Origin of the sequence: Halomonas sp. HG01 (assembly GCF_000968715.2) — a bacterium.
Taxonomy (GTDB): domain Bacteria; phylum Pseudomonadota; class Gammaproteobacteria; order Pseudomonadales; family Halomonadaceae; genus Halomonas; species Halomonas halophila.
This window is the reverse complement of the sequence record NZ_CP022134.1, coordinates 1,103,513-1,128,015: the sequence shown is the minus strand read 5'-3', so window position 1 is coordinate 1,128,015 and position 24,503 is coordinate 1,103,513. Positions and strand designations below refer to the sequence as shown.

At 67.9% G+C, this 24,503-nt stretch carries 22 protein-coding genes; 6 read left to right on the top strand and 16 right to left on the bottom strand.

Annotated features, from left to right (window positions below):
* Positions 1-16: 16 nt before the first annotated feature.
* Complete coding sequence (locus tag UN84_RS05235; protein ID WP_035597874.1) at positions 17-1,078, bottom strand: substrate-binding domain-containing protein; 1,062 nt, start codon at positions 1,076-1,078, stop codon at positions 17-19.
* Positions 1,079-1,211: 133 nt separating this feature from the next.
* Here UN84_RS05235 and UN84_RS05230 point away from each other — a divergent pair, with 133 nt between their 5' ends.
* From UN84_RS05230 to UN84_RS05210, 5 genes are read left to right on the top strand one after another with little or no spacing between them, the layout of a single operon-like run.
* Positions 1,212-1,706, top strand: a complete 495-nt coding sequence (locus tag UN84_RS05230) for a formate dehydrogenase subunit gamma (protein ID WP_046079802.1) — start codon at positions 1,212-1,214, stop codon at positions 1,704-1,706.
* The gene (locus UN84_RS05225) at positions 1,703-3,259 is read left to right on the top strand and encodes a formate dehydrogenase beta subunit (RefSeq protein ID WP_046079803.1); all 1,557 of its coding nucleotides are present in this window, start codon (positions 1,703-1,705) and stop codon (positions 3,257-3,259) included. Before UN84_RS05230 ends, UN84_RS05225 begins: the two co-directional genes overlap by 4 nt.
* A complete protein-coding gene (gene fdhF, locus UN84_RS05220) occupies positions 3,256-6,123 on the top strand; it encodes a formate dehydrogenase subunit alpha (RefSeq protein ID WP_046079804.1) in 2,868 nt (955 codons plus the stop codon). Before UN84_RS05225 ends, fdhF begins: the two co-directional genes overlap by 4 nt.
* Positions 6,120-6,974 carry a formate dehydrogenase accessory sulfurtransferase FdhD gene (fdhD, locus tag UN84_RS05215; protein ID WP_046079805.1) on the top strand — a complete coding sequence of 285 codons (855 nt, stop codon included), beginning with the start codon at positions 6,120-6,122 and terminating at the stop codon, positions 6,972-6,974. Before fdhF ends, fdhD begins: the two co-directional genes overlap by 4 nt.
* A gap of 10 nt (positions 6,975-6,984) precedes the next feature.
* Positions 6,985-7,230, top strand: a complete 246-nt coding sequence (locus UN84_RS05210) for a formate dehydrogenase subunit delta (RefSeq protein WP_035597861.1) — start codon at positions 6,985-6,987, stop codon at positions 7,228-7,230.
* A gap of 127 nt (positions 7,231-7,357) precedes the next feature.
* On the opposite strand, the gene UN84_RS05205 is transcribed toward UN84_RS05210, so the two are convergent.
* From UN84_RS05205 to tdh, 11 genes are all read right to left on the bottom strand, one after another.
* A complete protein-coding gene (locus UN84_RS05205; RefSeq protein WP_035597858.1) occupies positions 7,358-7,906 on the bottom strand; it encodes a glycine zipper 2TM domain-containing protein in 549 nt (182 codons plus the stop codon).
* A gap of 243 nt (positions 7,907-8,149) precedes the next feature.
* The gene (locus UN84_RS05200) at positions 8,150-9,442 is read right to left on the bottom strand and encodes an NAD(P)/FAD-dependent oxidoreductase (RefSeq protein ID WP_046079806.1); all 1,293 of its coding nucleotides are present in this window, start codon (positions 9,440-9,442) and stop codon (positions 8,150-8,152) included.
* Positions 9,443-9,608: 166 nt separating this feature from the next.
* Positions 9,609-10,682, bottom strand: a complete 1,074-nt coding sequence (locus UN84_RS05195) for an ABC transporter substrate-binding protein (protein WP_046079807.1) — start codon at positions 10,680-10,682, stop codon at positions 9,609-9,611.
* A gap of 60 nt (positions 10,683-10,742) precedes the next feature.
* Complete coding sequence (locus tag UN84_RS05190; RefSeq protein ID WP_035597851.1) at positions 10,743-12,107, bottom strand: glutamine synthetase family protein; 1,365 nt, start codon at positions 12,105-12,107, stop codon at positions 10,743-10,745.
* A 55-nt stretch (positions 12,108-12,162) separates the two neighbouring features.
* The gene (locus UN84_RS05185; RefSeq protein WP_035597848.1) at positions 12,163-13,227 is read right to left on the bottom strand and encodes an ABC transporter substrate-binding protein; all 1,065 of its coding nucleotides are present in this window, start codon (positions 13,225-13,227) and stop codon (positions 12,163-12,165) included.
* A gap of 38 nt (positions 13,228-13,265) precedes the next feature.
* Positions 13,266-14,063 (bottom strand): ABC transporter permease, encoded by a 798-nt coding sequence (locus UN84_RS05180; RefSeq protein ID WP_035597845.1) that lies wholly within the window; start codon positions 14,061-14,063, stop codon positions 13,266-13,268.
* Entirely contained in the window at positions 14,060-14,983 is a 924-nt protein-coding gene (locus tag UN84_RS05175) for an ABC transporter permease (protein WP_035597840.1), read from the bottom strand. The genes UN84_RS05180 and UN84_RS05175 overlap by 4 nt, the downstream gene beginning before the upstream one ends.
* A gap of 10 nt (positions 14,984-14,993) precedes the next feature.
* Complete coding sequence (locus UN84_RS05170) at positions 14,994-16,118, bottom strand: ABC transporter ATP-binding protein (protein WP_046079808.1); 1,125 nt, start codon at positions 16,116-16,118, stop codon at positions 14,994-14,996.
* Between the two features lie 31 nt (positions 16,119-16,149).
* On the bottom strand, positions 16,150-17,439 hold the full coding sequence (locus UN84_RS05165) for an NAD(P)/FAD-dependent oxidoreductase (protein WP_046079809.1): 1,290 nt from the start codon (positions 17,437-17,439) through the stop codon (positions 16,150-16,152).
* A 477-nt stretch (positions 17,440-17,916) separates the two neighbouring features.
* Complete coding sequence (gene kbl / locus UN84_RS05160; protein WP_046079810.1) at positions 17,917-19,122, bottom strand: glycine C-acetyltransferase; 1,206 nt, start codon at positions 19,120-19,122, stop codon at positions 17,917-17,919.
* A 99-nt stretch (positions 19,123-19,221) separates the two neighbouring features.
* Positions 19,222-20,247 carry an L-threonine 3-dehydrogenase gene (gene tdh, locus UN84_RS05155; RefSeq protein WP_046079811.1) on the bottom strand — a complete coding sequence of 342 codons (1,026 nt, stop codon included), beginning with the start codon at positions 20,245-20,247 and terminating at the stop codon, positions 19,222-19,224.
* A gap of 156 nt (positions 20,248-20,403) precedes the next feature.
* On the opposite strand from tdh, the gene UN84_RS05150 reads away from it, so the two are divergent.
* Positions 20,404-21,015 (top strand): helix-turn-helix domain-containing protein, encoded by a 612-nt coding sequence (locus UN84_RS05150; protein WP_237022362.1) that lies wholly within the window; start codon positions 20,404-20,406, stop codon positions 21,013-21,015.
* A gap of 57 nt (positions 21,016-21,072) precedes the next feature.
* Here the strand turns inward: UN84_RS05150 and UN84_RS05145 are convergent, their stop codons facing one another.
* The 4 genes from UN84_RS05145 to prfA form a co-directional block, all read right to left on the bottom strand.
* A complete protein-coding gene (locus UN84_RS05145) occupies positions 21,073-21,819 on the bottom strand; it encodes a HesA/MoeB/ThiF family protein (RefSeq protein WP_046079812.1) in 747 nt (248 codons plus the stop codon).
* A gap of 5 nt (positions 21,820-21,824) precedes the next feature.
* Positions 21,825-22,325 (bottom strand): Lrp/AsnC ligand binding domain-containing protein, encoded by a 501-nt coding sequence (locus UN84_RS05140; protein WP_046079813.1) that lies wholly within the window; start codon positions 22,323-22,325, stop codon positions 21,825-21,827.
* Between the two features lie 244 nt (positions 22,326-22,569).
* Entirely contained in the window at positions 22,570-23,412 is an 843-nt protein-coding gene (gene prmC, locus UN84_RS05135) for a peptide chain release factor N(5)-glutamine methyltransferase (protein ID WP_046079814.1), read from the bottom strand.
* Complete coding sequence (prfA, locus tag UN84_RS05130; RefSeq protein ID WP_035597824.1) at positions 23,412-24,503, bottom strand: peptide chain release factor 1; 1,092 nt, start codon at positions 24,501-24,503, stop codon at positions 23,412-23,414. The genes prmC and prfA overlap by 1 nt, the downstream gene beginning before the upstream one ends.

The following is a 24,503-nucleotide window of genomic DNA, read 5'->3' as shown; positions in this document are numbered from 1 at the left end:
CCCGGCGCCGCGTGCGTCAATCCGGCAGCAGCGACTCGATGCCCTCCACCTGGCCGCAGCGATCCGGCCGATAGCCCGGCAGCTCCGCCACCGCCGCCTGAAACGCCTCGCCGGCGATCACCTGACACAGCGACTGCAGCTTGGGCTCCGCCAGGCTGCGCCGATGACCGACCAGCAGATAGTCCTCCAGCGCCAGCGGCACGAAGTCGAGACCGAAGCGCCGCGCCGCCGCCTCCACCCCGAAACCGACCTCTGCCATGCCGGCAGCGACATAGGCCGCCACCGCCGAGTGGGTGTATTCCTCGAGTTCATAGCCGCGGATGCGCCGCGTCGCGAGCCCTTCGCCCTCGAGGAGGCCGTCCAGCAGCGCCCGGGTGCCCGACCCCACCTGGCGATTGATGAAGCGCACCTCGCCCTTGGCCAGATCGTTCAACCCTTTGACACCCAATGGATTTCCCGGCGCCACGATCAACCCCTGGCGTCGGGTGATGAAGCGGATGACGCGATAGCTGCGCGGCTTGAGCAGGTCTCGATAGCCGCGGCTCACCCGCTTGCCGACCTCCCCCCGCGGCAGGTGGAAACCGGCCAGATCGCAGGCCCCGCGATGCAGCGCCGAGAGGGCCTCACGGGAACTACAATATTGGAGATCGAGGCGCAGCTCATCGAGATAGGCCGGGAGCAGCTCCACGGCATAGCCGTGGGTGGCATAGAGCCGCAGCACCGGCTTGACGCCCTCGAGGGTCTGCTGGATGGCGAGGTTGAGCTCGGAGCCCAGGCTCTCCAACTGCGGCCCCAGTCGGGCAATCACCCGCTGCTCGGCCCACAGCAGCTTCTCGCCCAGTGGCGACAGTCGTGCACCCTTGCCACGCTCGAGGTCGACCAGGGCGATGCCGAAGAACTCGCCCCACTTGTTGAGCAGGTTCCAGGCATGGCGATAGGAGATACCGACAGCCTCGGCGGCCTGGGTGAGCTTGCCGTGGCGATGCACCGCCTCGAGCAGGCCGAACAGCTTGGGATCGAGCTGGTTACCGGCCTCGTCGCTGAAGTACCAGGCCGGCGTGATGCGGATACGCTTCATGTGAAGTAAGTTTCATATTTCGCCATGGAAACACCAATGCTAGCTTTACCGCGACCGTGACGCACGCCCCGCCCAAAATATGAAGAAGCGTGCATATTTAAAAGCCAGCTACAATGATAACCAGGGGTACTCGATGAACGATTCCCGAGAGTGGACGCCCCAGGCGGTCCAGGCCGAGATCGACGCCCTGAAGCACAAGCCCGGCGCCCTGCTGCCGATCCTGCACGCCCTTCAGGACCGCTTCGACCATGTGCCCGAAGGCGCGGTGCCGATCATCGCCGAATCGCTGGGCCTCACCCGCGCCGAGGTGCACGGGGTGATCAGCTTCTACCACCATTTCCGCACCTCGCCGCCGGGGCGCCATGTGGTCCAGGTGTGCCGCGCCGAGGCCTGTCAGGCCCGCGGTGCCCGCACCCTGGAAGCCCATGCCAAGGCCACCCTCGGCGTCGGCTACCACCAGACCACCGCCGACCGCGAGATCACCCTCGAGGCCGTCTACTGCCTGGGCAACTGCGCCTGCGGCCCATCGGTCCGCGTCGACGACCAGATCCTCGGCCGCGTGACGCCCGAGAGCTTCGATGCCCTGGTCGATGAACTCCGCACCCAGCCGCTGGAGGTGCTCGGATGAGCGTCCGCGTCTTCGTTCCCCGTGATACCACCGCCCTCTCGCTGGGCGCCGACGCCGTCGCCACGCGCCTGGAGCGCGAGGCCGAACGGCGTGGCCTCGAGCTGACCGTGGTGCGCAACGGCTCCCGCGGCCTGGCCTGGCTCGAGCCGCTGGTCGAGGTCGAGACCCCCGCCGGCCGCGTCGCCTATGGCCCGGTGACGCCCGCCGACGTGCCGTCGCTGCTCGATGAGGGCCTGCTCGAGGGTCGTGACGGCCACGCGCTGGCCCAGGGGCCGACCGAGTCGATCCCCTATCTCGCCCGCCAGCAGCGCCTGACCTTCGCCCGCATCGGCGTGACCGATCCGCTGTCGGTCGATGACTACAAGGCCCACGACGGCTTCCGCGGCCTCGAGGCCGCGCTGGCGCTCGAGCCCCAGGACATCGTCGAGGAGGTCAAGGCCTCCGGCCTGCGCGGCCGCGGCGGCGCGGCCTTCCCCACCGGCATCAAGTGGCAGACGGTGCTCGACACCCCGGCGGACCAGAAGTACATCGTCTGCAACGCCGACGAGGGCGACTCCGGCACCTTCGCCGACCGCCTGATCATGGAGTGCGACCCCTACGTGCTGATCGAGGGCATGGCCATCGCCGGGCTCGCCGTGAACGCCACCCAGGGCTACATCTACCTGCGCTCCGAGTACCCGCTGGCCAAGGAGATCCTCGACGACGCCATCGCGCGCGCCGAGGCCGCCGGCTACCTGGGCGACGACCTCCAGGGCAGCGGCCGCGCCTTCCATCTGGAAGTGCGCCTGGGCGCCGGCGCCTACATCTGCGGCGAGGAGACCTCGCTGCTGGAGAGCCTCGAAGGCAAGCGCGGCCTGGTCCGCTTCAAGCCGCCGCTGCCGGCCATCGAGGGCCTGTTCGGCCGCCCCACCGTGGTCAACAACGTGCTGTCGCTGGCCGCCGTGCCCTTCATCCTCGCCGAGGGCGCACAGGCCTACGCCAACCACGGCATGGGCCGCTCCCGCGGCACCCTGGCGCTGCAGCTGGCCGGCAACGTCCAGCGCGGCGGTCTGGTCGAGCTGGCCTTCGGCACCACCCTGCGCACCCTGATGGAAGAGTTCGGCGGTGGCACCGCCAGCGGTCGCCCGCTGCGCGCGGTGCAGGTCGGCGGCCCGCTGTGCGCCTACCTGCCCGAGAACCAGTGGGACATGCCGCTGGACTACGAGACCTTCGCCGAGGTCGGCGCGGGCGTCGGCCACGGCGGCGTGGTGATGTTCGACGACAGCGTGGACATGGCCGAGCAGGCCCGCTTCTCGATGGAGTTCTGCAAGGTCGAATCCTGCGGCAAGTGCACGCCCTGCCGCATCGGCTCGACCCGCGGCGTGGAGGTCATCGACCGCATCCGTGCCAACGAGAACCGCGACGCCAACCTCGAGCTCCTCGGCGAGCTCTGCGAGACCATGGAAGACGGGTCACTGTGCGCCATGGGCGGCATGACGCCCTTCCCGGTGCAGAGCGCCCTGAAATACTTCCCCGACGACTTCCAGCGCGCGCCGGAAGGAGACCGCTCATGATTCAGCACTTCGACCCCAGCCAGCACGAAAAGGACCTCGGCACGCCGGCCCCCGCCGCCGACGCGGCCCCGGTGAGCCTCGAGATCGACGGCGTCGAGATCACCGTGCCCGAGGGCACCTCGGTGCTGCGCGCCGCGGCCCTGGCCGATATCAACATTCCCAAGCTGTGCGCCACCGACAGCCTGGAAGCCTTCGGCTCCTGCCGGCTGTGCGCCGTCCAGGTCGAGGGCAAGCGCGGCACGCCGGCGGCCTGCACCACCCCGGTCGCCGCGGGCATGAAGGTCACCACCCAGAACGACCGGCTGGCCAAGCTACGGCGCAACATCATGGAGCTCTACATCTCCGACCACCCGCTGGACTGCCTGACCTGTCCGGCCAACGGCGACTGCGAGCTGCAGGACATGGCCGGCGCGGTGGGCCTGCGCGAGGTGCGCTACGGCTTCGAAGGCGAGAACCACCTGGCCGCCGAGACCGACCACTCCAACCCCTACTTCAGCTTCGATCCCAGCAAGTGCATCGTCTGCTCGCGCTGCGTGCGGGCCTGCGAGGAGGTGCAGGGCACCTTCGCGCTGACCATCGACGGCCGCGGCTTCGACTCGACGGTGGCCGCCGGCCAGGACGAGGCCTTCATGGACTCCGAGTGCGTGTCCTGCGGCGCCTGCGTCCAGGCCTGCCCGACCTCGACGCTAATGGAGAAGAGCGTCATCGACGCCGGCCAGCCCGAGCACAGCGTGATCACCACCTGTGCCTACTGCGGGGTCGGCTGCTCCTTCGAGGCCCAGATGAAGGGCGACCAGCTGGTGCGCATGGTGCCCTACAAGGGCGGCGACGCGAACCACGGCCACTCCTGCGTCAAGGGCCGCTTCGCCTTCGGCTACGCGACCCATCCGGACCGCATCACCTCGCCGATGATCCGCGATGCCATCGACCAGCCCTGGCGCCCGGTCGAATGGGACGAGGCGATCTCCTTCGCCGCCAAGCGCCTCACGGCGATCCAGGACGCGCACGGCCGCGAGAGCATCGGCGGCATCACGTCCTCGCGCTGCACCAACGAGGAAACCTACCTGGTGCAGAAGCTGATCCGCGCGGCCTTCGGCAACAACAACACCGACACCTGCGCCCGGGTCTGCCACTCGCCCACCGGCTACGGCCTGAAGACCACCCTGGGCGAGTCCGCCGGCACCCAGACCTTCGACTCGGTGATGGAAGCCGACGCCATCATCGTGATCGGCGCCAACCCCACCGACGCCCACCCGGTGTTCGGCTCGCTGATGCGAAAGCGCCTGCGCCAGGGCGCCTCGCTGATCGTCGCCGACCCGCGGCGCATCGACCTGCTCAAGACGCCTCACCTCGAGGATGCCCAGCACCTGCCGCTGCGCCCGGGCACCAACGTGGCGCTGGTCAACGCCCTGGCCCACGTGGTCGTCACCGAGGGCCTCGAGGATCACGACTTCATCGCCAAGCGCTGCGACACCGAGGCGTATCGCGCCTGGCGTGATTTCATCAGCGAGGAGCGCCACTCCCCGGAGGCCACCGAGGCGATCACCGGCGTGTCCGCCGAGGCCGTGCGCCACGCCGCGCGCACCTACGCCACCGCCGGCAACGGCGCCATCTACTACGGCCTGGGCGTCACCGAGCACAGCCAGGGCTCGACCATGGTGATGGGCATCGCCAACCTGGCGCTGGCCACCGGCAACATCGGCCGCGAGGGCGTGGGCGTGAACCCGCTGCGCGGCCAGAACAACGTCCAGGGCTCCTGCGACATGGGCTCCTTCCCCCATGAGCTGCCGGGCTACCAGCACGTCGCCGACGTCGCGGCGCGCGGCCGCTTCGAGGATGCCTGGGGCGTCAAGCTCGATGACGAGCCGGGCCTGCGCATCCCCAACATGTTCGACGCCGCCATCGAGGGCAGCTTCAAGGCGCTCTACGTGCAGGGCGAGGACATCGCCCAGTCGGACCCCGACACCCAGCACGTGGAGGCGGCGCTGCGCTCGCTGGACTGCCTGATCGTCCAGGACATCTTCCTCAACGAGACCGCCAAGTACGCCCACGTGCTGCTGCCGGGCTCGAGCTTCCTGGAGAAGGACGGCACCTTCACCAACGCCGAGCGCCGCATCAATCGCGTGCGCAAGGTGATGCCGCCGGTGGCCGGCAAGGCCGACTGGGAGGTCACCGTCGACCTGGCGCGTGCACTCGGCTACCCGATGGAGTACACGCATCCGTCCGAGATCATGGACGAGATCGCGCGGCTCACGCCGACCTTCTCCGGGGTCAGCTACGACAAGCTCGACGAGCTCGGCAGCCTGCAGTGGCCGTGCAACGAAGAGCATCCCGAGGGCACCCCGACCATGCACGAGGTGGACTTCCCGATCGGCCGCGGCCGCTTCGCGATCACCGAGTACGTGGCCACCGAGGAGCGCGCCAATCGCCGCTTCCCGCTGCTGCTGACCACCGGGCGGATCCTATCCCAGTACAACGTCGGCGCCCAGACCCGGCGCACCGACAACCAGGTGTGGCATGACGAGGACGTGCTGGAGCTGCACCCCTCCGACGCCGAGGTGCGCGGCATCCAGGACGGCGACTGGCTGGGCATCACCAGCCGCTCCGGCCAGACGGTGCTGCGGGCGCGGCTCAGCGAGCGCATGCAGCCGGGCGTGGTCTACACCACCTTCCACCACCCGGGCAGCGGCGCCAACGTGATCACCACCAGCAGCTCCGACTGGGCCACCAACTGCCCCGAGTACAAGGTGACCGCGGTGCAGGTCGAGAAGGTCAGCCAGCCGTCGCAGTGGCAGCGCCGCTTCGATGAGGTCGACCGTCAGCAGCGCGAATACCTGGCCACGGCCAGGGACGCCGCCTCATGAGCCGTCGAGGGACGCCATCGCCCGGCGACGGCGCCCCTCCCCTGACGCACAGGCGCGTGGAGGTCCACCGCGGTGCGTCGGGCCGGGACGCCGACGCGGTCGACGACGCCCTGGCACTGGAGGTGCCGGTGGCGCTGGTCTACAACGGCATCTCCCACGCGGTAATGATGGCCAGCCCCGCCGACCTCGAGGAGTTCGCGCTGGGCTTCAGCCTCACCGAGGGCATCCTCTCACACCCCCACGAGTGCTACGACCTGGAGGTACACGAGGAGCCCGGCGGGCTGACGGTACAGCTGAGCATCGCCAGCCAGCGGCTGGCGGAGCTCAAGGAGCGCCGTCGCAGCCTGGCCGGCCGCACCGGCTGCGGTCTGTGCGGCACCGAGGCGCTGGATCAGGCGATCCGCCCGATTCCGCGGGTCCGGGCCCCGGCGCTCGACGACGACGCCATCCAGCAGGCCCTCGGGGCCCTCGCCGATCACCAGGTGCTGCAGGCGGCCACCGGGGCCACCCATGCCGCCGCCTGGTGCGAGGCCGACGGCCGCGTGCGGCTGGCGCGCGAGGACGTGGGACGCCACAACGCCCTCGACAAGCTGATCGGCGCCCTGGCCCGGGAGGGCGGCCCCAGCGACGGCGGCTTCGCCCTGGTCTCGAGTCGCGCCAGCTACGAGATGGTGCACAAGAGCGCCAGCGCCGGCATCGGCGCTCTGGTGGCCGTCTCGGCGGCCACCTCGCTGGCGGTGGAACAGGCCGAGCAGGCCGGGCTGCTGCTGGTCGGCTTCGCCCGTCCCGGCCGCCATCTGATCTATCATCGCCCCGTCGACGCCTCGTCGGCGCGGGCCCAAGGTTGTTGAGGAGCAGAGCATGTCGCACGATCAAGGCGAGACCCTGGTGCATATGGTCAATCAGATTGCCACCAACCTGAGCGGCGGCCGCGAGGAAGCCGAGGCCGTGGAAGGCGTCTGCAGCCACCTGGAGAAGTTCTGGGCCCGAGCCATGAAGCAGCGCATCGTCGCCTGCCTCGACGAGCCCGACGCCGGCGGCCTGGAACCGGTGGCCCGCCAGGCCGTGGAGCGGCTGGCCGAGCAACAGGCCCGCAAGGCGGGCTGACACGGGTCGCCCCGCTCCGCGGAGCAGGCACAACGCAGAAGGGCCGCCCCAATGGGGCGGCCCTTCTGTCTGTTGTTTCCTGCCGTTCCTGACTTAGTGCCGGCACCTGCCGCACGTCGGAGACCCATCAGCTCTGGCTGCGGGGCTCGCCCCACTGCGGCTCGCCGTTCACGACGCGCACCGTCTCGCCCTGGGGGCGCTGGTCCAGCCGGCTGGTGTGCGACTGGCCGTCATAGCGCCAGCTGACCTCGTAACCGGTGGTCTCCTGGTGGGAATCGGTGACGGTGTGGCAGCGCTGCTCGGTGGTGGAGACGGTCTGGCCGGCCTCGACCCGCTGCTGAACCTCGCGGCCGGCGAGGCCACCGCCGATGGCACCGGCCACGGTGGCGATCTTCTTGCCGCTGCCGCCGCCGACCTGATTGCCCAGCAGCCCGCCGACGATGGCGCCGGCCGCCGTGCCGACCACGCTGTGCGGATCGCGGGTCGGCGCCTGGCGCTGCACCACCACGTTCTCGCACACCTCGCGCGGGGTCTCCACGGTGCGGGTCAGGGGTTCCACGCCGGTGATATCGGCGAACTGGGGCTGACGGCTTTCCTGGACCTGCCAGGCGCCGAAGGCCATGCCGCCGAGGCCCAGTACCGCCAGGACGCTGCCCACCACGATCGACTTGCTCATGTTCGTTACCTCTCGTCGGGCGCTCGTCACGCCGCTCGCTGGAATCCTGGAACACTGCTCCAGCGGTTGCGATGGCGGGCGGGGCTTCCCGCCCCGCACCGGTGCCCGACAGTATCGACCGTCCGCGTCTGCGGCTCCAGACCGGTCGAAGAGGTTTCACACTTGCTGCGCCACCGTCGGCGAGCGGCGACAGCGGGCTGGGTAGCATGCCTGCCATGGCGTCATCGCGACGCAGGTGCCCCCTCAGATGCCCAGGCGATCGCGCGTCTCGTAGTACCAGGCGCCCATGGCCGAAAGCGGCACGCGCAGCATCCGCCCGCCCGGGAACGGCAGGTGCGGCAGTCCGGCGAAGGCATCGAAGCGCTCCTCGCGTCCGGTCATGGCCTCGGCGATCAGACGACCGGCCAGGTGGGTGCAGGTCACGCCGTGGCCCGAATAGCCCTGGGCGTAATAGACGTTGTCGTTGATCACGCCGAACTGCGGCAGCCGGTTGAGCGTCATCAGGAAGGTGCCGCTCCAGGCATAGTCGACGCTCACGTCCGCCAGGCCCGGGAAGGTCTTGAGCATCTTGGGCCGGATCACCGCCTCGATGTCGGCCGGGTCCTGGCCACCGTAATTGACGCCGCCACCGTAGATCAGCCGGTTATCGGCGGTCAGGCGGAAATAGTCGAGCAGGTAGTTGCAGTCCTCGACCGCCAGGTTATTGGGCAGCAGCGCCCGGGCGCGCGCCTCGTCCAGCGGCTCGGTGGTGATGATCTGGGTACCGCAGGGCATCGACTTGCCCTCCAGCGCCGGCATGATGCCCTGGTGATAGGCATTGCCGGCCATCACCACGCGCTCGGCGATGACCGTGCCGCTGGGTGTGGCCAGGCGCACCGGCTGGCCATGCTCGATGGCCGTCACCGGCGTCTGCTCGTGGATCACGCCGCCCAGGGACTCGATGGCGGCGGCCTGGCCAAGCACCAGGTTGAGCGGATGGAGGTGCCCGCCGGAGTGATCGACCAGCGCGCCCACATAGCGCTCGGTGCCCACCTCGCGCTTCACGTCTTGACCGTCGAGCAGTTCCAGCTCGCGATGGCCGTAGCGCTCCCACAGCGCCTTGTGCTCCACCAGCCCCTTCATCTGCTTGGCATTGCAGGCGGCGAAGAGGTTACCGTCGCGCAGGTCGCAGTCGATGCCGTAGCGCGCGATCCGCTCGCGGATGATGCGATTGCCCTCGAAGGCCATGTCGCCCAGCGCCCGTGCCGTCCCGTCGCCGTACTTCTCCTCGATGACGTCCATGTCGCGGCTGTAGCTGTTGACGATCTGGCCGCCGTTGCGCCCGGAGGCGCCAAAGCCGACCCGAGCGGCTTCCAGTACCACCACCTTGAGGCCCTTCTCGGCCAGGTGAAGGGCCGCGGAGATGCCGGAGAAGCCCGCGCCCACCACGCAGACGTCACAGCTCGTTTCCCCCTCCAGGGCGGGTCGCTCAGGGGCCGAATTGGCGGTGGCGGCGTACCAGGAGCCGACGTGTTCGGTTTCGTTCGAGACGCGCATAGAGCCTCCAGATGGTTATTTTATTTAACACACTGGAGCCAATATTACGGCGCAATCGCGTAAAATTCCAATCACAAGCCATGCTTTTCTTTCCACCTGACCCTCTAGAATGCAAGAAGGCGCCGGCATGACCGGCGCCTGGACGCACACGAGGGACGCCACGACGTCAGCGGCTGCGGGCATCGCTCCACAGCTGCTGAAGCAGTTGCAGCTGCTCGCCGCTCACCGAGGGAGTGAAGGACAGGTGCTGTCGCGTCTCGGCCGCGGGCATGACCGGTGGCTCGCGCAAGGCCGGATCCACCAGAGGCAGCGCCGCCTCGTTGGGTGTGGTGTAGAAGTTGTGGTTGGACAGGCGAGCCGCCACCTCGGGGCGCAGCAGATACTCGATGAAGGCCCTGGCCGCATGAGGGTTGGGGGCATGCGCCGGCACGGCCATCACGTCCACCCATCGCTGGGAGCCCTCTTCGGGCACGAAGAAGCCGAGATGGCCATAGAGCTCGGGATCCGCCGCACGCTTGGCCGCGACATCGCCGTTATAGGCAACGCCGGCATGGATCACGCCGGAGGCCACCTGCTCGATGGCCGCCGTCGCATCGACGAAGCCGACGAAGTTGTCCCGTCGGCGGGTCTCGATCAGGCCATGTGCCGCCGCCACCCAGGGCGCCTCGCCCACGCAGTCGAAGCCCGCCCCCTGGAAAGCGCAGAGGGTGCCGAAGGTAAACTGGGCGTCGCCCTTGAGCAGGGCGAAGGGATAGGCGTCGTTGACCTCCGGATCATAGAGCAGCGACCAGCTGGGCGCGGGGTCGGGGAAGGTCTCGGCGTTGTAGACCACCCCCGTCACCCCCCACTGATAAGGCACGGTGAAGCGCCCTTCGGGGTCGAAAGACGGGGTAAGGAACTCCTCCAGGATGTTGTCGCGGCCCTCCAGGGCCTCCCCTTCCGGCACCAGTGGCTGGATGAGGCCGGCATCGATGAGCCGGGGCACGAAATAGTCCGAGGGCACGACCAGGTCATACTGGGCATCTCCCCCGGCGGTCAGCTTCGATAACAGCTCGGCATTCGAGTTGTAGTAGTTCTGGACGACCTCGATGCCCGTTTCGGCTTCGAACCCCTCGATGATCGAGGGCGCCATGTAGTCCGTCCAGTTGAAGAGGCGAAGCTTGCCCTCCTCGGCGACGGCCAGAGGGCCGGCAGCCAGCAGACCGAGGCCGGTCACGCCGGCCAGAATGAAGTGCCTCATGAATCGCCTCCTTGCCATAGGATCGGGCGGGCCTGTCACCCGCCCTTCTTGTGGTAACCCCTAGACGCGCAACAGCAGATGCTCACGCTCCCAGGAACTGATCACCTGGAAGTATTCCCGATGCTCGGCCCGCTTGACGGCCAGATAGCTGTGGGTGAAACGCTCGCCGAGCATCTCGGCCAGCTCGGGGCAGTCATGCAGCAGGTCCAGCGCCGGCCCGATGTCGTCGGGCAGCTTGTGCCCGCCGGCCCAGGCCGAACCCACCACGGCCGGGCGAGGCTCGAGCTGGTTGAGCATGCCGAGATAGCCGCAGGCCAGCGACGCCGCCATCACCAGGTAGGGATTGGCGTCGGCCCCGGCCAGGCGGTTCTCGACGCGAGTCGCCTCGGGCGGCGAGACCGGCACCCGCAGGCCCACGGTGCGGTTGTCGGTGCCCCACTCGACGTTGATCGGCGCCGAGCCGCTGGTCTCGGTGCGCATCAGCCGGCGGTAGGAGTTGACGTTGGGCGCCATCAGCGGCATCGCCGCCGGCAGGTAACGCTGCAGGCCGCCGATGAACTGCTGGAACAGACGGCTGGGCCTGCCGTCTTCCCCGGCGAACAGGTTGTCGCCCTCGATGCCCACCAGACTCTGGTGCAGGTGCATCGAGCTGCCCGGCTCATTGGCCATCGGCTTGGCCATGAAGGTCGCGTACATGCCGTGGCGCAGGGCGGTCTCGCGCAGGGTGCGCTTGAACATCACCACCTGGTCGGCCAGCTTCAGCGGGTCGCCGTGCTGGAAGTTGACCTCCATCTGGCCGGCCCCCTCCTCGTGGATCAGGGTGTCCAGGTCGAGGTCCATGGCATCACAGTAGTCGTACATCTCCTCGAACAGCGGGTCGAACTCGTTGACCGCATCGATGGAGAACGACTGGCGGCTGCTCTCCTGGCGACCGTTGCGACCCACCGGCGGCTCCAGCGGATAGTCGGAGTCGGTATTGGTCTTGACCAGGAAGAACTCGACCTCCGGCGCCACCACCGGTTTCCAGCCCCGGTCCTCGTAGAGCGACAGCACCCGCTTGAGCACATGACGCGGCGACAGTTCCACCGGCTCGCCGGTCAGATAGTAGCAGTCATGGATGATCTGGGCCGTCGCATCGTCTGCCCAGGGGACCATGTAGATGGCGCCGGGGTCGGGCACCAGCTCCATGTCCCGTTCGGCGGGATTCCAGAAGTGGCTGTCCTCGTCATCGGGATAGCCACCGGTGACGGTCTGGATGAAGATCGAGTCCGGCAATCGCGGGCGACCGCCGCCCAGGTACTTGCCAGCGGGCATGATCTTGCCCTTGAGGATACCGGTGAGGTCGGAGACCAGGCATTCGACCTCGGTAATGCCGCGGGTCTGGAACCAGTCGTTGAAATTGGGGTGTTCCTGACGGTTACTCATGGGGTTTCCTTGCTCTGGAGCTGGGACCCCGGCCACCCGGCCGGGGTCCGTCGTCTCACCGCGCCTTGACCTCGGACCACAGCTGCTGGAAGGTCTGCAGCTGCTCGCCCTCGAGACTCGGCGTGAACAGCAGTCGATCCATGTCCTCGTCGGACGGCATGATCGGCGGCTGGGTCAACACGCTGTCGAGATAGGGCTCGGCCGCGGCATTGGGGCTCGCGTAGTAGTTGTAGTTGGAGAGCTGGGCACCGATCTCGGCATCGAGGATGAAGTCGATGAACTTGTGGGCCAGATCCGGGTTGGGGGCTCCGGACGGGATCATCATGGCGTCGACCCACATCTCGGCGCCCTCGTCGGGAATCATGAACTCGAGGTGTTCGAAGGCCTCGGGGTTCTCGCTCTTGTAGAAGAAGTAGTCCCCGTTGTAGGACATGCCGGCATGGATCACGCCACGGGACAGCTGCTGCAGCGCCGGGGTGCCATCGGAGAAGCCGCTGAAGGTGTTGCGACCCTTGGTCTCGATCATCAGCTGCGCCGCCTCGCGCCAGGCGTCCAGGCCGGTGCAGTCGTAGCCGTGACCCAGGAAGGCGCAGGCGCCGCCCATGCCGACCTGGCCGTCGCCGATCAGGGCGAAGGGATAGTCACCGTTGACCTCGGGGTCGAACAGCAGCGACCAGCTCTTGGGCGCGTCCGGGAAGGTCTCGGCGTTGTAGATGATACCGGTGGTGCCCCACTGGTAGGGGGCCGAGTACCGGCTACCGGGATCGTAGGACGGGTCCTGGAACTGCGACATGACGTTGTCGAGGTGGGACAGTTTCGACGTGTCGAGCTCCTGGACCAGACCGGTCTTGATCAGGCGCGGAATGTAGTAGTTGGACGGCACGATGATGTCGTACTGCGAGGCCCCGCCAGCGTTGAGCTTGGCGAACATTTCCGGCAACGAGTTGAAGTAGTTCTGCACCACTTCGACGTCGTACTCGTCCTCGAACGCCTCGATGATGGCCGGGTCCATGTACTCGGTCCAGTTGAAGAGGTAGAGCTTGCCCTCCTCGGCCTGGGCTTGGCCGGCGAGCGCGAGCCCGCCCAGCGACAGGGCCATGGCGATCTTGTTGAACTTCATGGGTGGCTCTCCTTCGTTCCCTAGGTGATGATGCCGGCTCAGGACGGCCGACGACGGCTGAATGCCAGACTCAGGATGGCGGCCGCGGCCACGGCAAAGATCATCAACGCGGCGATGGCGTTGATCTCCGGCGAGACCCCCTTCTTGATCGCGCCCCAGATATAGATCGGCAGGGTCGCGCTCTCCGGTCCGGCGGTAAAGAAACTGATGACGAAGTCATCCACCGACAGCGTAAACGACAGGAAGAAGGCGGATATCAACGCCGGCTTGAGGGTCGGCAGCATGAAGTGCACCACCCGCTTGACCGGCGTCGCATAGAGGTCCTTGGCGGCCTCGAACAGCGTCGGATCCAGCCCCACGAAGCGCGAATACACGATCAGTGCCACGAAGGGAATCTGGAAGGTCACGTGGGCGATGATCATGGTGCCGAGCCCCGGCGACAGCAGCCCGGTCCATTCGTGGATCTGCACGAAGAAGGCCATCTCGGAGATGCCGAAGACGATGTCGGGCAGCACGATGGGCAGGTAGATCAGCACGATCAGCCAGCCGAGCTTGCGATGACGGTGACGGTACATGCCGTAGCCGAACACGCAGCCGATCCCCAGGGCGATCACCGAGGAGCAGATGGCCAGCACCAGGCTGTTACCGAAGGCCGACAGGATCTCCTCGTTGCCCAGCAGCTGGAAATACCAGCGCAGCGAGAAGTCGGCGAAGTTGGCCGAGCTGTTGGCGGAGTTGAAGGAGAACAGTACCACGACCGCCAGCGGCAGATAGAGAAAGGCCAGGGTCAGCCACCAGAAACCGGTCAGGCCACGATGCAGGGTCCGCTTTCTCATATCACCACCTCCTCGCCGCCGCCCAGACGCTTGCCGAGACGACGCATGACGTAGAGTCCGATGAAGGTCGCCAGCAGCATCAGGATCGCGCCGGCCGCACCCAGCGGCCAGTTGGCCCCGCCCGAGAACTGGTTGGCCACCAGGTTGCCGAGCATCATGCCCTTGCCACCGCCCAGCAGCTCGGGGATCACGTACATGCCGAAGGCCGGAATGGCCACCAGCACGATGCCCGCGAGCAGCCCCGGCAGGGTCTGCGGGAAGACGGCGTGCCAGAAGGCGCGCACCGGGCTGGCGTAGAGGTCCTGGGCGGCCTCCACCTGGGCGGTATCCAGCTTCTCGAAGGCGCCGTAGAGCGGCAGCACCATGAAGGGCAGGAAGTTGTAGACCAGCCCCAGGGTGACCGCGAAGTTGGAGGGATACAGGCCCATGTTGGGAGCGACCAGCCCCAGCCCCTCGGCCAGCTCAGACAGGGGAGTCCCCGGCGCCAGCAGGTTCATCCAGCCGAAGGTGCGGATCACCTGGTTGGTCCAGGACGGCACCACCACGGCGAGCAGCAGGATCGGCCGCCACTTCTCGCGGCAGGTGGTGATGTAGTAAGCGATGGGATAGGCCACCACCACCACCAGGGCGGTGGACACCAGGGTCTGCCACAGCGAGCGCAGCAGGGTATAGAGGTTGCCCGGGCTCCAGCCCAGGAAGCCGAACCCCGCCAGGCGCTCGAAGGACGCCAGCGACAGCGGCATCTGCGGCAGGCCATACGGCCCGTTGGTCATGAAGGCCACGCCCATCAGATAGGCACTCGGCAGTACCAGGAACAGCAGGATCCAGAACGCCCCCGGGGTCACCGTGAACAGCAGGTGGCGGGTCTCGCGGACCATGGCCCGGCTGCGCGCCGAGGGCATTACGCCGGAATAGGACATATCCACCTCCTCACTCGCTCAGGGTGACCAGGTCTTCCGGCGCCACCGTTACCGTCACCGTATCGCCCACTTCGGGCAGGTGACGGCCGCGGTTGCTGACCGTGGCCTGCAGGGAGGTGTCGCCGATCTCCAGACGGAACTCGGCGTGGCTGCCGCGATAGAGCCGCTCGGCCACCGTCGCCGTCAGGTGGTTGTCGCCCGCGGCTTCGCCGGGCAACAGATCGAGCGTCTCGGGGCGGATCAACAGCAGATCGCCGTCACCGGCGTCCTCGACGGTGAGCGTCCCCAGCGCCGTGGTCAGGCGTTCCCCCTCGCGGGCGCTGATCGGGTAGAGATTGTCATGTCCCATGAACCGGGCCACGAAGGCGTTCACCGGTCGTTCGTAGACGTCACGCGGCGCCCCGACCTGCTGGATGTTGCCACCGTTGAGCACGGCGATGCGGTCGGACATGACCATCGCTTCGTCCTGGTCGTGGGTGACGAACACGAAGGTCATGCCGAGACGCTTCTGCACCCGCAGCAACTCCACCTGCAGCTGGCTGCGCAGGCCGGCGTCCAGCGCCGAAAGCGGCTCGTCGAGCAGCAGCACATCGGGCTCGCAGACCAGCGCCCGGGCCAGGGCGATGCGCTGGCGCTGGCCCCCGGAGAGCTGATCGACACGCCGCTCGACCAGGTCGCCGAGCTTGATGAAGCGGGCGATCTCGTCGACCTTGGCGTTGCGCTCATGGGCCGACAGGCCGCGCATCTTCAGCCCGAAGGCCAGGTTCTCGCGCACCGAAAGATGCGGAAACAACGCGTAGGACTGAAAGACGGTGTTGACGCTGCGCCGGTGGGGCGGCACCTCGGTGACGTTCTTGCCGCCCACGACCAGTGAGCCGTCATCCGGCTCCTCGAGGCCGGCGAGGATCCGCAGCAGGGTCGTCTTGCCGCAGCCGGACGGCCCCAGCAGGGTGAAGAACTCGCCGGCCTGGATGTCCAGGTCGACGCCGTCGAGGGCCACGGTATCGCGCCCGAAGCGCTTGTGCAGGCCCTGCATCTCGATCGAGGACGCCTTGCGGCTCCCCCGATCCCGTTCCTCGACGGCCGGGCGCAGCCCCGGCTCGTCGGCGATCTCCGCCGTGATGGTCTCGCTCATGGGGATACCCTCTTCACTTGTCGGCGGCCCCTCAGAGCCGGTCGCGCAGTTTGTAGAAATTGGTGGCCAGCACCAGCAGCGGCTTTCGCAGGGCTCGCCCGCCCGGGAACTGGCGGTGCGGCATGGCGGCGAAGACATCGAAACGCTCGCTCTGGCCGCGGATCGCCTCGGCCATCAGCTTGCCGGCCAGTCCCGCCAGGGCCATGCCATGGCCGGAATAGCCCTGGGCATAGTAGAGATTGTCGCCCAGGCGACCGAAATCCGGGGCCCGGTTCAGGGTGATCGCCACGTCGCCGCCCCAGCGATATTCGATCGGCACGCCCTCGAGCACCGGGAACAGCCGGGCGATCTTGGCGTCCATGCGCGATTGGAGCCGCGGAGGTTCGCGACCGTCGTAGCTGACCTCACCGCCGTAAATCAAGCGACGGTCCGCGCTGAGCCGATAGTAGTCGAGCACGAAGTTGGCGTCGGACAGGGCATCGTTTCTGGGCAGCACCTGCGCCGCCTGCGCCTCGCTCAGCGGAGCGGTGGCGATCATGTAGTTCGCGGCGCGCATGATGCGCCCGGAAAGCTCCGGCACCAGGTCGCGGTGGTAGGCATTGGCCGCCAGCACCACGAAGTCCGCGCTCACGCGACCATGCTCGGTGAGGACGGTGGCCGGCCGGCCACGCCGGATCTCGACGGCGGCACTGCGGGGATGGAGACGCACTCCCGCGCGCTGCGCGGCCCGGGCCAGTCCCAGGGTGTAGTTGAGAGGGTGAAGGTGGCCGCCCTCGCGGTCATGAAGGGCGGCTGGGTAGGCATCGGTGACCACGTGCTCGCGCAGGGCATCGCCCTCGAGCCATTCGAGGGCCTCGTAGCCGTAGTCCCGAGACAGCTGTTCACGGAAGGCCTCGAGCTCACTAACATGTCGCGGCTTCACCGCGGCATGCAGATACCCCCAGGCCAGCTCGCAGGGAATGGCGTGGCGCTCGACCAGCTCGGCGGTGAGACGCACCGCCTCGCGGCTCATTTCCCACACCTCCCGCGCGCGGGTCAGGCCCATGGCTTGCTGGACGGTGGTGATATCGGTGCCCAATCCCGGCAGGATCTGCCCGCCGCTACGGCCAGAAGCGCCATGACCGACGTCGCCGGCCTCCAGCAGCACCACCGAATAGCCCTGTTCGGCCAGGTGCAGAGCGGTCGAACAGCCGGTGACACCGCCACCGATCACGCACACGTCCGCCCGTGCCTCCCCTTCCAGCGGTCGACAGGGCTCGAGCTCGACGGCGACCGAGGCGCGATACCACGAGGCCGGGCCGTCGGAGACGGAACTGCTCATACATTGCATCCTGTTATTGTTGTTGAATACTTCATACCTAAAGGTCGCTCACGCTTCAGGAGACGTCGCATGACCCATGGCATCCATTCTGACGTCATCGGCCACATGAATGTCAAGTATTCAACAACGATATATTAAACGCTGAAAATAATATTAATAAAATCAATATTTTAAAAAAAACAGGATGGAATTTCGTCAAGAAAATAACGCCGCCAAAATCCCCCCGCCCGCGCATGCACACTTTATTTCCGGCGCCTCCACAGCGTTAAAATAAGTCGACCAACGCTACCATTCCCCTGTGACGCCATCCGGCATGATACCCAAAGCCTTGTTGCACTTCGAAAAAACGGGTGGCGGAAAGATTTTCCGCGGTGAAGGGCGTGGCGGCAAGCGCCACGAAAAAAGGCCTCCGACGACCCGGAGGCCGGGCAAGCCGAGCGCCTCCGCTTCCGGGGAGGCGCCTGGAGGCGAGGCGGATCAGGCCATCGGAGCGGCATCTTCCAGGCGGGCCTTGACCCGCCCGAAGGCGGCCAGGGCGGCGTCCAGGTCCTCGCGGGTCAGCGCCGCCGAAACCTGGGTGCGGATGCGGGCGCGGCCCTTGGGCACCACCGGGTAGGAAAAGGCGATCACGTAGATGCCTTCCTTCAGCATCTCGTCGGCGAAGCGCGCCGCCAGGGCCGCATCGTGCAGCATCACCGGCACGATGGGATGCTCGCCCGGGAGCAGCTCGAAGCCCAGGTCCTCGAGCCCGCGACGGAAGTAGGCGGTGTTGTCGCTCAGCCGGTCGCGCAGCTCGCGGGACTCACCGGCCAGCTCCAGCGCCTTGAGCGCGCCGGCCACCACCGGCGGCGCCACGGTATTGGAGAACAGGTAGGGCCGCGAGCGCTGACGCAGCAGTTCGACGATCTCGCGCCGGGCGCTGGTGTAGCCGCCGCTGGCCCCGCCCAAGGCCTTGCCCAGGGTGCCGGTGAGAATATCGATCCGCCCCAGGCAGCCGCGGTACTCGTGGCTGCCGCGACCGCCCTCCCCCAGGAAGCCGGTGGCGTGGCAGTCGTCGACGTGGACCAGGGCCCCGTAGCGCTCGGCCAGATCGCAGATCTCGTCGAGCTTGGCGATGTAGCCATCCATGGAGAAGACGCCGTCGGTGGTGATCAGCTTGAAACGCGTGCCGGCGGCGTCGGCGGCCTGGAGCTGGGCCTCCAGATCGGCCATGTCGCTGTTGCGGTAGCGATAGCGGCTCGCCTTGCACAGCCGCACGCCGTCGATGATGCTGGCATGGTTGAGCTCGTCGGAGATCACCGCGTCCTCGGGGCCCAGCAGGGTCTCGAACAGCCCGCCATTGGCGTCGAAGCAGGACGGATAGAGGATGGTGTCCTCGGTGCCCAGGAACTCGCTGAGCCTCGCCTCCAGGGTCTTGTGCAGGGTCTGGGTGCCGCAGATGAAGCGCACCGAGGCCAGGCCGTAGCCCCACTCGTCCAACCCCTGCCTGGCGGCCGCCTGGACCTCGGGATGCTGGGCCAGCCCCAGGTAGTTGTTGGCGCAGAGGTTGAGCACCTCGCCGTCGTTCGCCACGCCCACATGGGCGCCCTGGGGGGTCGCCAGCTCGCGTTCGTGCTTGGTCAGGCCGGCCTGCTCGATGGCCGCGAGCTCGTCGCGCAGATGCCGCTGAAAGTCGCCGTACATGGTGTCTTTCCCTTCATTTTACGCTGAGTGTTACCAGTGCCCGAAGCGTCGGCACGCGATGTGCGCCCGGACTCGGGCGCGCATCGCTGCCGGGCATTCTCACTCCCAGTCCAGAATCACCTTGCTGGCCTCGCCGGCCAGCATGGCCTGGAAGCCCTGCTCGAAGTCGGTATAGGGCAGACGGTGGGTGATCACCGGCGAGATATCCATCCCCGATTCCACCAGCACCGACATCTTGTACCAGGTCTCGTACATCTCCCGACCGTAGACGCCCTTGATGGTCAGCATGTTGAAGATCACCGTGTTCCAGTCGATGGCCGTCTCCTCGGTGGGAATCCCGAGCATCGCCACCTTGCCGCCGTGGCACATGCTGGCCAGCAGATCCTTGAAGGCCGCCGGACTGCCGGACATCTCCAGCCCCACGTCGAAGCCCTCGGCCATGCCGAGCTCGGCCTGCACGTCGGCCAGGCTTTCCTCCGCAGCGTTGACGGTACGCGTCGCGCCCAGCGTCTCCGCCAGCGCGAGCCGGTTCGGATTGAGGTCGGTGACCACCACGTGGCGCGCCCCAGCATGGCGACACACTGCCGCGGCCATGGCGCCGATCGGGCCGGCGCCGGTGATCAGCACGTCCTCGCCCAGCACGTCGAACTGCAGCGCGGTGTGCACGGCGTTGCCCAGCGGGTCGAACAGTGCCGCCACGTCCAGGTCGATGCCCGGGCGATGCTCCCAGACGTTGGACATCGGCAGCGCCACGTACTCGGCGAAGGCGCCGGGTCGATTCACCCCGATGCCGCGGGTATGGGCGCACAGGTGGCGGCGCCCCGCCAGGCAGTTGCGGCAGCGCCCGCACACCACGTGCCCCTCGCCGGAGACGATCTGGCCGGGGTGGAAGTCGTTGACGTTGTCGCCCACCGCGACGATCTCGCCGACGAACTCGTGGCCGACCACCATCGGCACCGGGATGATCTGCTGCGCCCAGGTGTCCCAGTTGTAGATATGCAGATCGGTGCCGCAGATGGCGGTGCGCTTGACCCGCACCAGCACGTCGTTGATGCCGACTTCCGGCTCGGGCACGTCCTCGAGCCAGAGCCCGGGGGCCGCCTCTCGCTTGACCAGCGCCTTCATGAGCGTCTCCTGATGGTTGTGAATGGCTTCCCTGAATGACCTCCATGCTGGCAATCCCTGACGGGATGATTACCATGAAGGAATTAATTCCAGCATAGTGGACAAAATCCTCTATGCAAGAATAAATTCCAGCATACTGAACACCAGGAGTGCCCGGTGACCACCACGCCCCCCGACGCGCCATCGCCCTCGGAGGCGCCGGCGAAGACGCCCTCCCAGGGCGGCCAGCTGCTCTGCGACCGCGTCATCGAGCTGCGCAAGCGACGCGGCCTGACGCTGGACCAGCTCGCTTCGGCCTGCGGCGTCAGCCGCTCGATGCTGAGCCAGATCGAGCGCGGCCGCGCCAACCCAACCCTGGCGGTGACGCTGCGCATCGCCCAGGCCTTCGGGCTCAGCATCGGCGATCTCGTCGATCAGCCCTGGACCGCCTCCACCATCGAGGTGGTGCGCGGCGACGACGCCACGCACCTGTTCCGCGACGATCGGGAATGCCGCATCCGCACCCTCTCGCCGCTGCACCTCGAGAAGCACGTGGAGTTCTACGAGCTGCGCATCGCACCGCGGGCGAGCCTGCGCAGCGCGCCGCACTTCGAGGGCACACGGGAATTATTGACCATCACGAGTGGCAGCGCCCGGGTAGTAGCAGGCGACAGCGACTGCCGGCTGGCGGTGGGGGATTCGGCGCACTATCACGCCGATCAGGATCACGTCATCGAGAATGAGAGCGACGACGAGCTGCTGGCCTTTCTGGTGGTGACCTACGAGTAACCTGGAGCATCGACAGGCAGGAGGCGCCCGATGCGGCGCCTCGCGGGGAGATCGAGATCAGCCGCCGCAGACCGGGCAGGCGGAGTCGCGGGGCACGCGGAAATGACGCCACTGGCCGCTGAGGCCGTCGAAGGTGGAGAGTCCCCGGTGCACCTGCCCGGCGTGGGCGACCAGCTTGATCGCCTCGAGCGCCTGGAAACAGCCGATCAGCCCGACAAGAGGCGCCACCACACCGCTCTCGGCGCAGCTCAACGCCTCGTCGCCGCCGTCGTCCGGCGGATAGAGGCAGGCGTAGCAGGGACTCTCGGCATCGCGCGGATCGAACACCGCCAGCTGGCCGGAGAAGCGGATCGCCGCCCCGGAGACCAGCGGCACGCCGGCGACGCGGCAGGCGGCGTTGATGGCGTAGCGGCTCGAGAACCGGTCGGTGCAGTCGAGCACCACGTCGGCTTCGGCCACCGCCGCGGCCAGCGCCTCGCCCTCGAGGCGCTCGGTGATGGCGCGGATCTCGGCCTCGGGATTGAGCGCCAGCGCCGCCTCCCGCGCGGACTCGGCCTTGGCACGCCCCAGGTCAGCGGTGCCGTGGGCGATCTGGCGCTGCAGGTTGGAGAGTTCCACCGCGTCGTCGTCGGCCAGCGTCAGCCGCCCCATGCCGGCCGCGGCCAGATACAGCGCCACCGGCGAACCCAGCCCGCCGGCGCCGATCACCAGGGCATGGCCGGCGAGCAGGCGCTCCTGGCCGGCGATGTCGACCTGCTCGAGCATGATCTGGCGGCTGTAGCGCAGCAGCGCGTCGTCGTTCATGGCGCTCACTTGTCCTCGAATTCCTCGATGTCGGGCACGTGGAGGGAGAACTCCTCCTTGACCTCTTCCATCACCACGTAGCTCTTGGACTCCTTGACCCCGGGCAGGGTCAGCACCACTTCGCCGAGCAGCTGGCGGTAGGCCGACATCTCGGGAATCCGGCACTTGAGGATGTAGTCGAACTGCCCCGACACCAGATGACATTCCTGGATCTGCGGCAGCTTGGCCACCGCCCGGCGAAACTCGTCGAACACCGAGGGCGACTGGGTCTCCAGACTGATCTCGACGAACACCAGCAGGTTGGCCTTCAGCGCCCGCGGGTCGAGCAGGGCCTTGTAGCCGCGGATCACCCCGGCGCGCTCGAGGCGCTTGACGCGCTCCAGGCAGGGCGTGGTGGACAAGCCGACCTGGGCGGCCAGGTCGACGTAGGAGATGCGGGCATTGTCCTGCAGGCAGCGCAGGATCTTGAGGTCGATGCGGTCGAGCGAACGGGTCTTGGTTTTCATTGTGGTCCTGGCACGTCGAACGGGCCACCGCCGAATCTTCTACTGAAAACCACCGTCAAACGGCGCGCTTTCGGGATTCACACATGAATAACCGGCGGTGAGTGGCGTTTTTTTCTGCTTCAACGTGTACCACAAGGCCCGGTATCGGCTCCAGTCCTGGCGGCGGAAAGATGCCCCGGGATGTCGCTCACGGGCGGCCGACCGGCGCCGCCACGCAAGCCCGGGAAGCCAGCCCGGAGGGCGCTCAGCGCCGCCCCAGACTGATCCGCTCGTGCCCGCCGAGATCGCGGCGGCTCGACACCTCGCGATAGCCGGCCGCGGCGAGGGCCTCGCACACCGCCGCGGCCTGGCCGGCACCGTGTTCCAGCATCAGCCAGCCGCCGAGGGCCAGATGGTCGCGCGCCGCCTCGACCAGATGGCGCAGGTCGGCCAGGCCGTCATCGGCGGCCACCAGGGCGCTGCGCGGTTCGAAGCGCACGTCGCCGCGGGCGAGGTGCGGATCGTCGTCGGCGATGTAGGGCGGGTTGGAGACGATCAGCTCGAAGCGGGCGCCACCGCCCTCCTCGTCCAGCGCCGCAAACCAGTCGCTGACCAGGAAGCGGGCGTTGCCGAGGCCGTGGCGGGCGGCGTTGTCCCGCGCCAGGGCCACCGCCTCCTGACGCAGGTCGACGCCGGTCACCGCCCAGCCCGGCCGCTCGCTGGCGAACGCCAGCGCCACCGCGCCGGTGCCGGTGCCCAGGTCGAGCAGCCGCCCCGTCTCGCCGGCCGCGGCCAGCGCCGCTTCCACCAGGGTCTCGGTGTCCGGGCGCGGAATCAGGGTGGCTGGCGAGGTGGCAAGCCGCAGGCCCCAGAACTCGCGCTCGCCGGTCAGATGCGCGACCGGATGACCGGCCTCGCGCTCGGCGACCAGCGCCTCGAAACGCGCCTCGGCCTCGGCGTCGGCCTCGCGGTCGCCCCAGGTGTAGAGCCAGGTGCGATCGACCTCGAGCACGTGGCACAGCAGCACCTCGGCGTCGAGCCTTGCGCTCGGCGAACCGGCATTCAGCAGCCGCTGGGCGGCCCGGGCCAGCAGCAGGTCGAGGCGCATCAGGCCTCCTGCTGCAGGGCGGCGAGCTGGTCGGCCTGGTGCTCCTGGATCAGCGGCTCGATCACCTCGTCGAGCTGCTCGCCGCCGATCACCTCGCCGAGCTTGTAGAGGGTCAGGTTGATGCGGTGGTCGGTCACCCGGCCCTGGGGGAAGTTGTAGGTGCGGATGCGCTCGCTGCGATCACCCGAGCCCACCAGCGAACGGCGCTCGTCGGCCTGCTGCTGGCGCTGGCTGTCCTGGGCGGCCTGCTTGAGGCGGGCGGCCAGCAGCGACATGGCCTTGGCGCGGTTCTTGTGCTGGCTGCGCTCCTCCTGACATTCCACCACCACCCCGGTGGGCAGGTGGGTGATGCGGATCGCGGAGTCGGTGGTGTTGACGTGCTGGCCGCCGGCGCCGCTGGAGCGGAAGGTGTCGACGCGCAGATCGTTCTGGTTGATGTCGACGTCACCGACCTCATCGGCCTCGGGCATCACCGCCACGGTGCAGGCCGAGGTGTGGATGCGGCCCTGGGACTCGGTGGCCGGCACACGCTGCACACGGTGGGCGCCGGACTCGAACTTGAGCCGCCCGTAGACGCCCTCGCCCTTGATGCGCGAGATGATCTCCTTGTAGCCGCCCATGTCACCGTGGCTGGCGCTGACCACCTCGACCTTCCAGCCGTGCTGCTCGGCGTAGCGCGAGTACATGCGGAACAGGTCGCCGGCGAACAGCGCCGCCTCGTCGCCGCCGGTGCCGGCGCGAACCTCGAGGAAGACGTTGCCGGCATCGTCCGGGTCGCGGGGGATCAGCAGCTGCTTGAGGCGCGCCTCGAGCTCGACCAGCCGCTCCCGGCCTTCCTCGCGCTCCATCTCGGCCAGCTCGCGCATCTCGGCGTCGGCGTCGTCGGCCATGGCCTCGGCGGCCGCGATGTCGCCTTCCACGCCGCGATGCTCGCGCCAGGCTTCCACCAGGGGCTCGAGCTCGGTGTATTCGCGGGAGTAGTCGCGGAAGCGGGCCTGGTCGGTGATCACCTCGGGGTCCGCCAGCAGGGCGGCGAGCTCCTCGAAGCGCTCGGCAAAGGCGTCGAGACGCTGACGCAGGGAAGCTTTCAT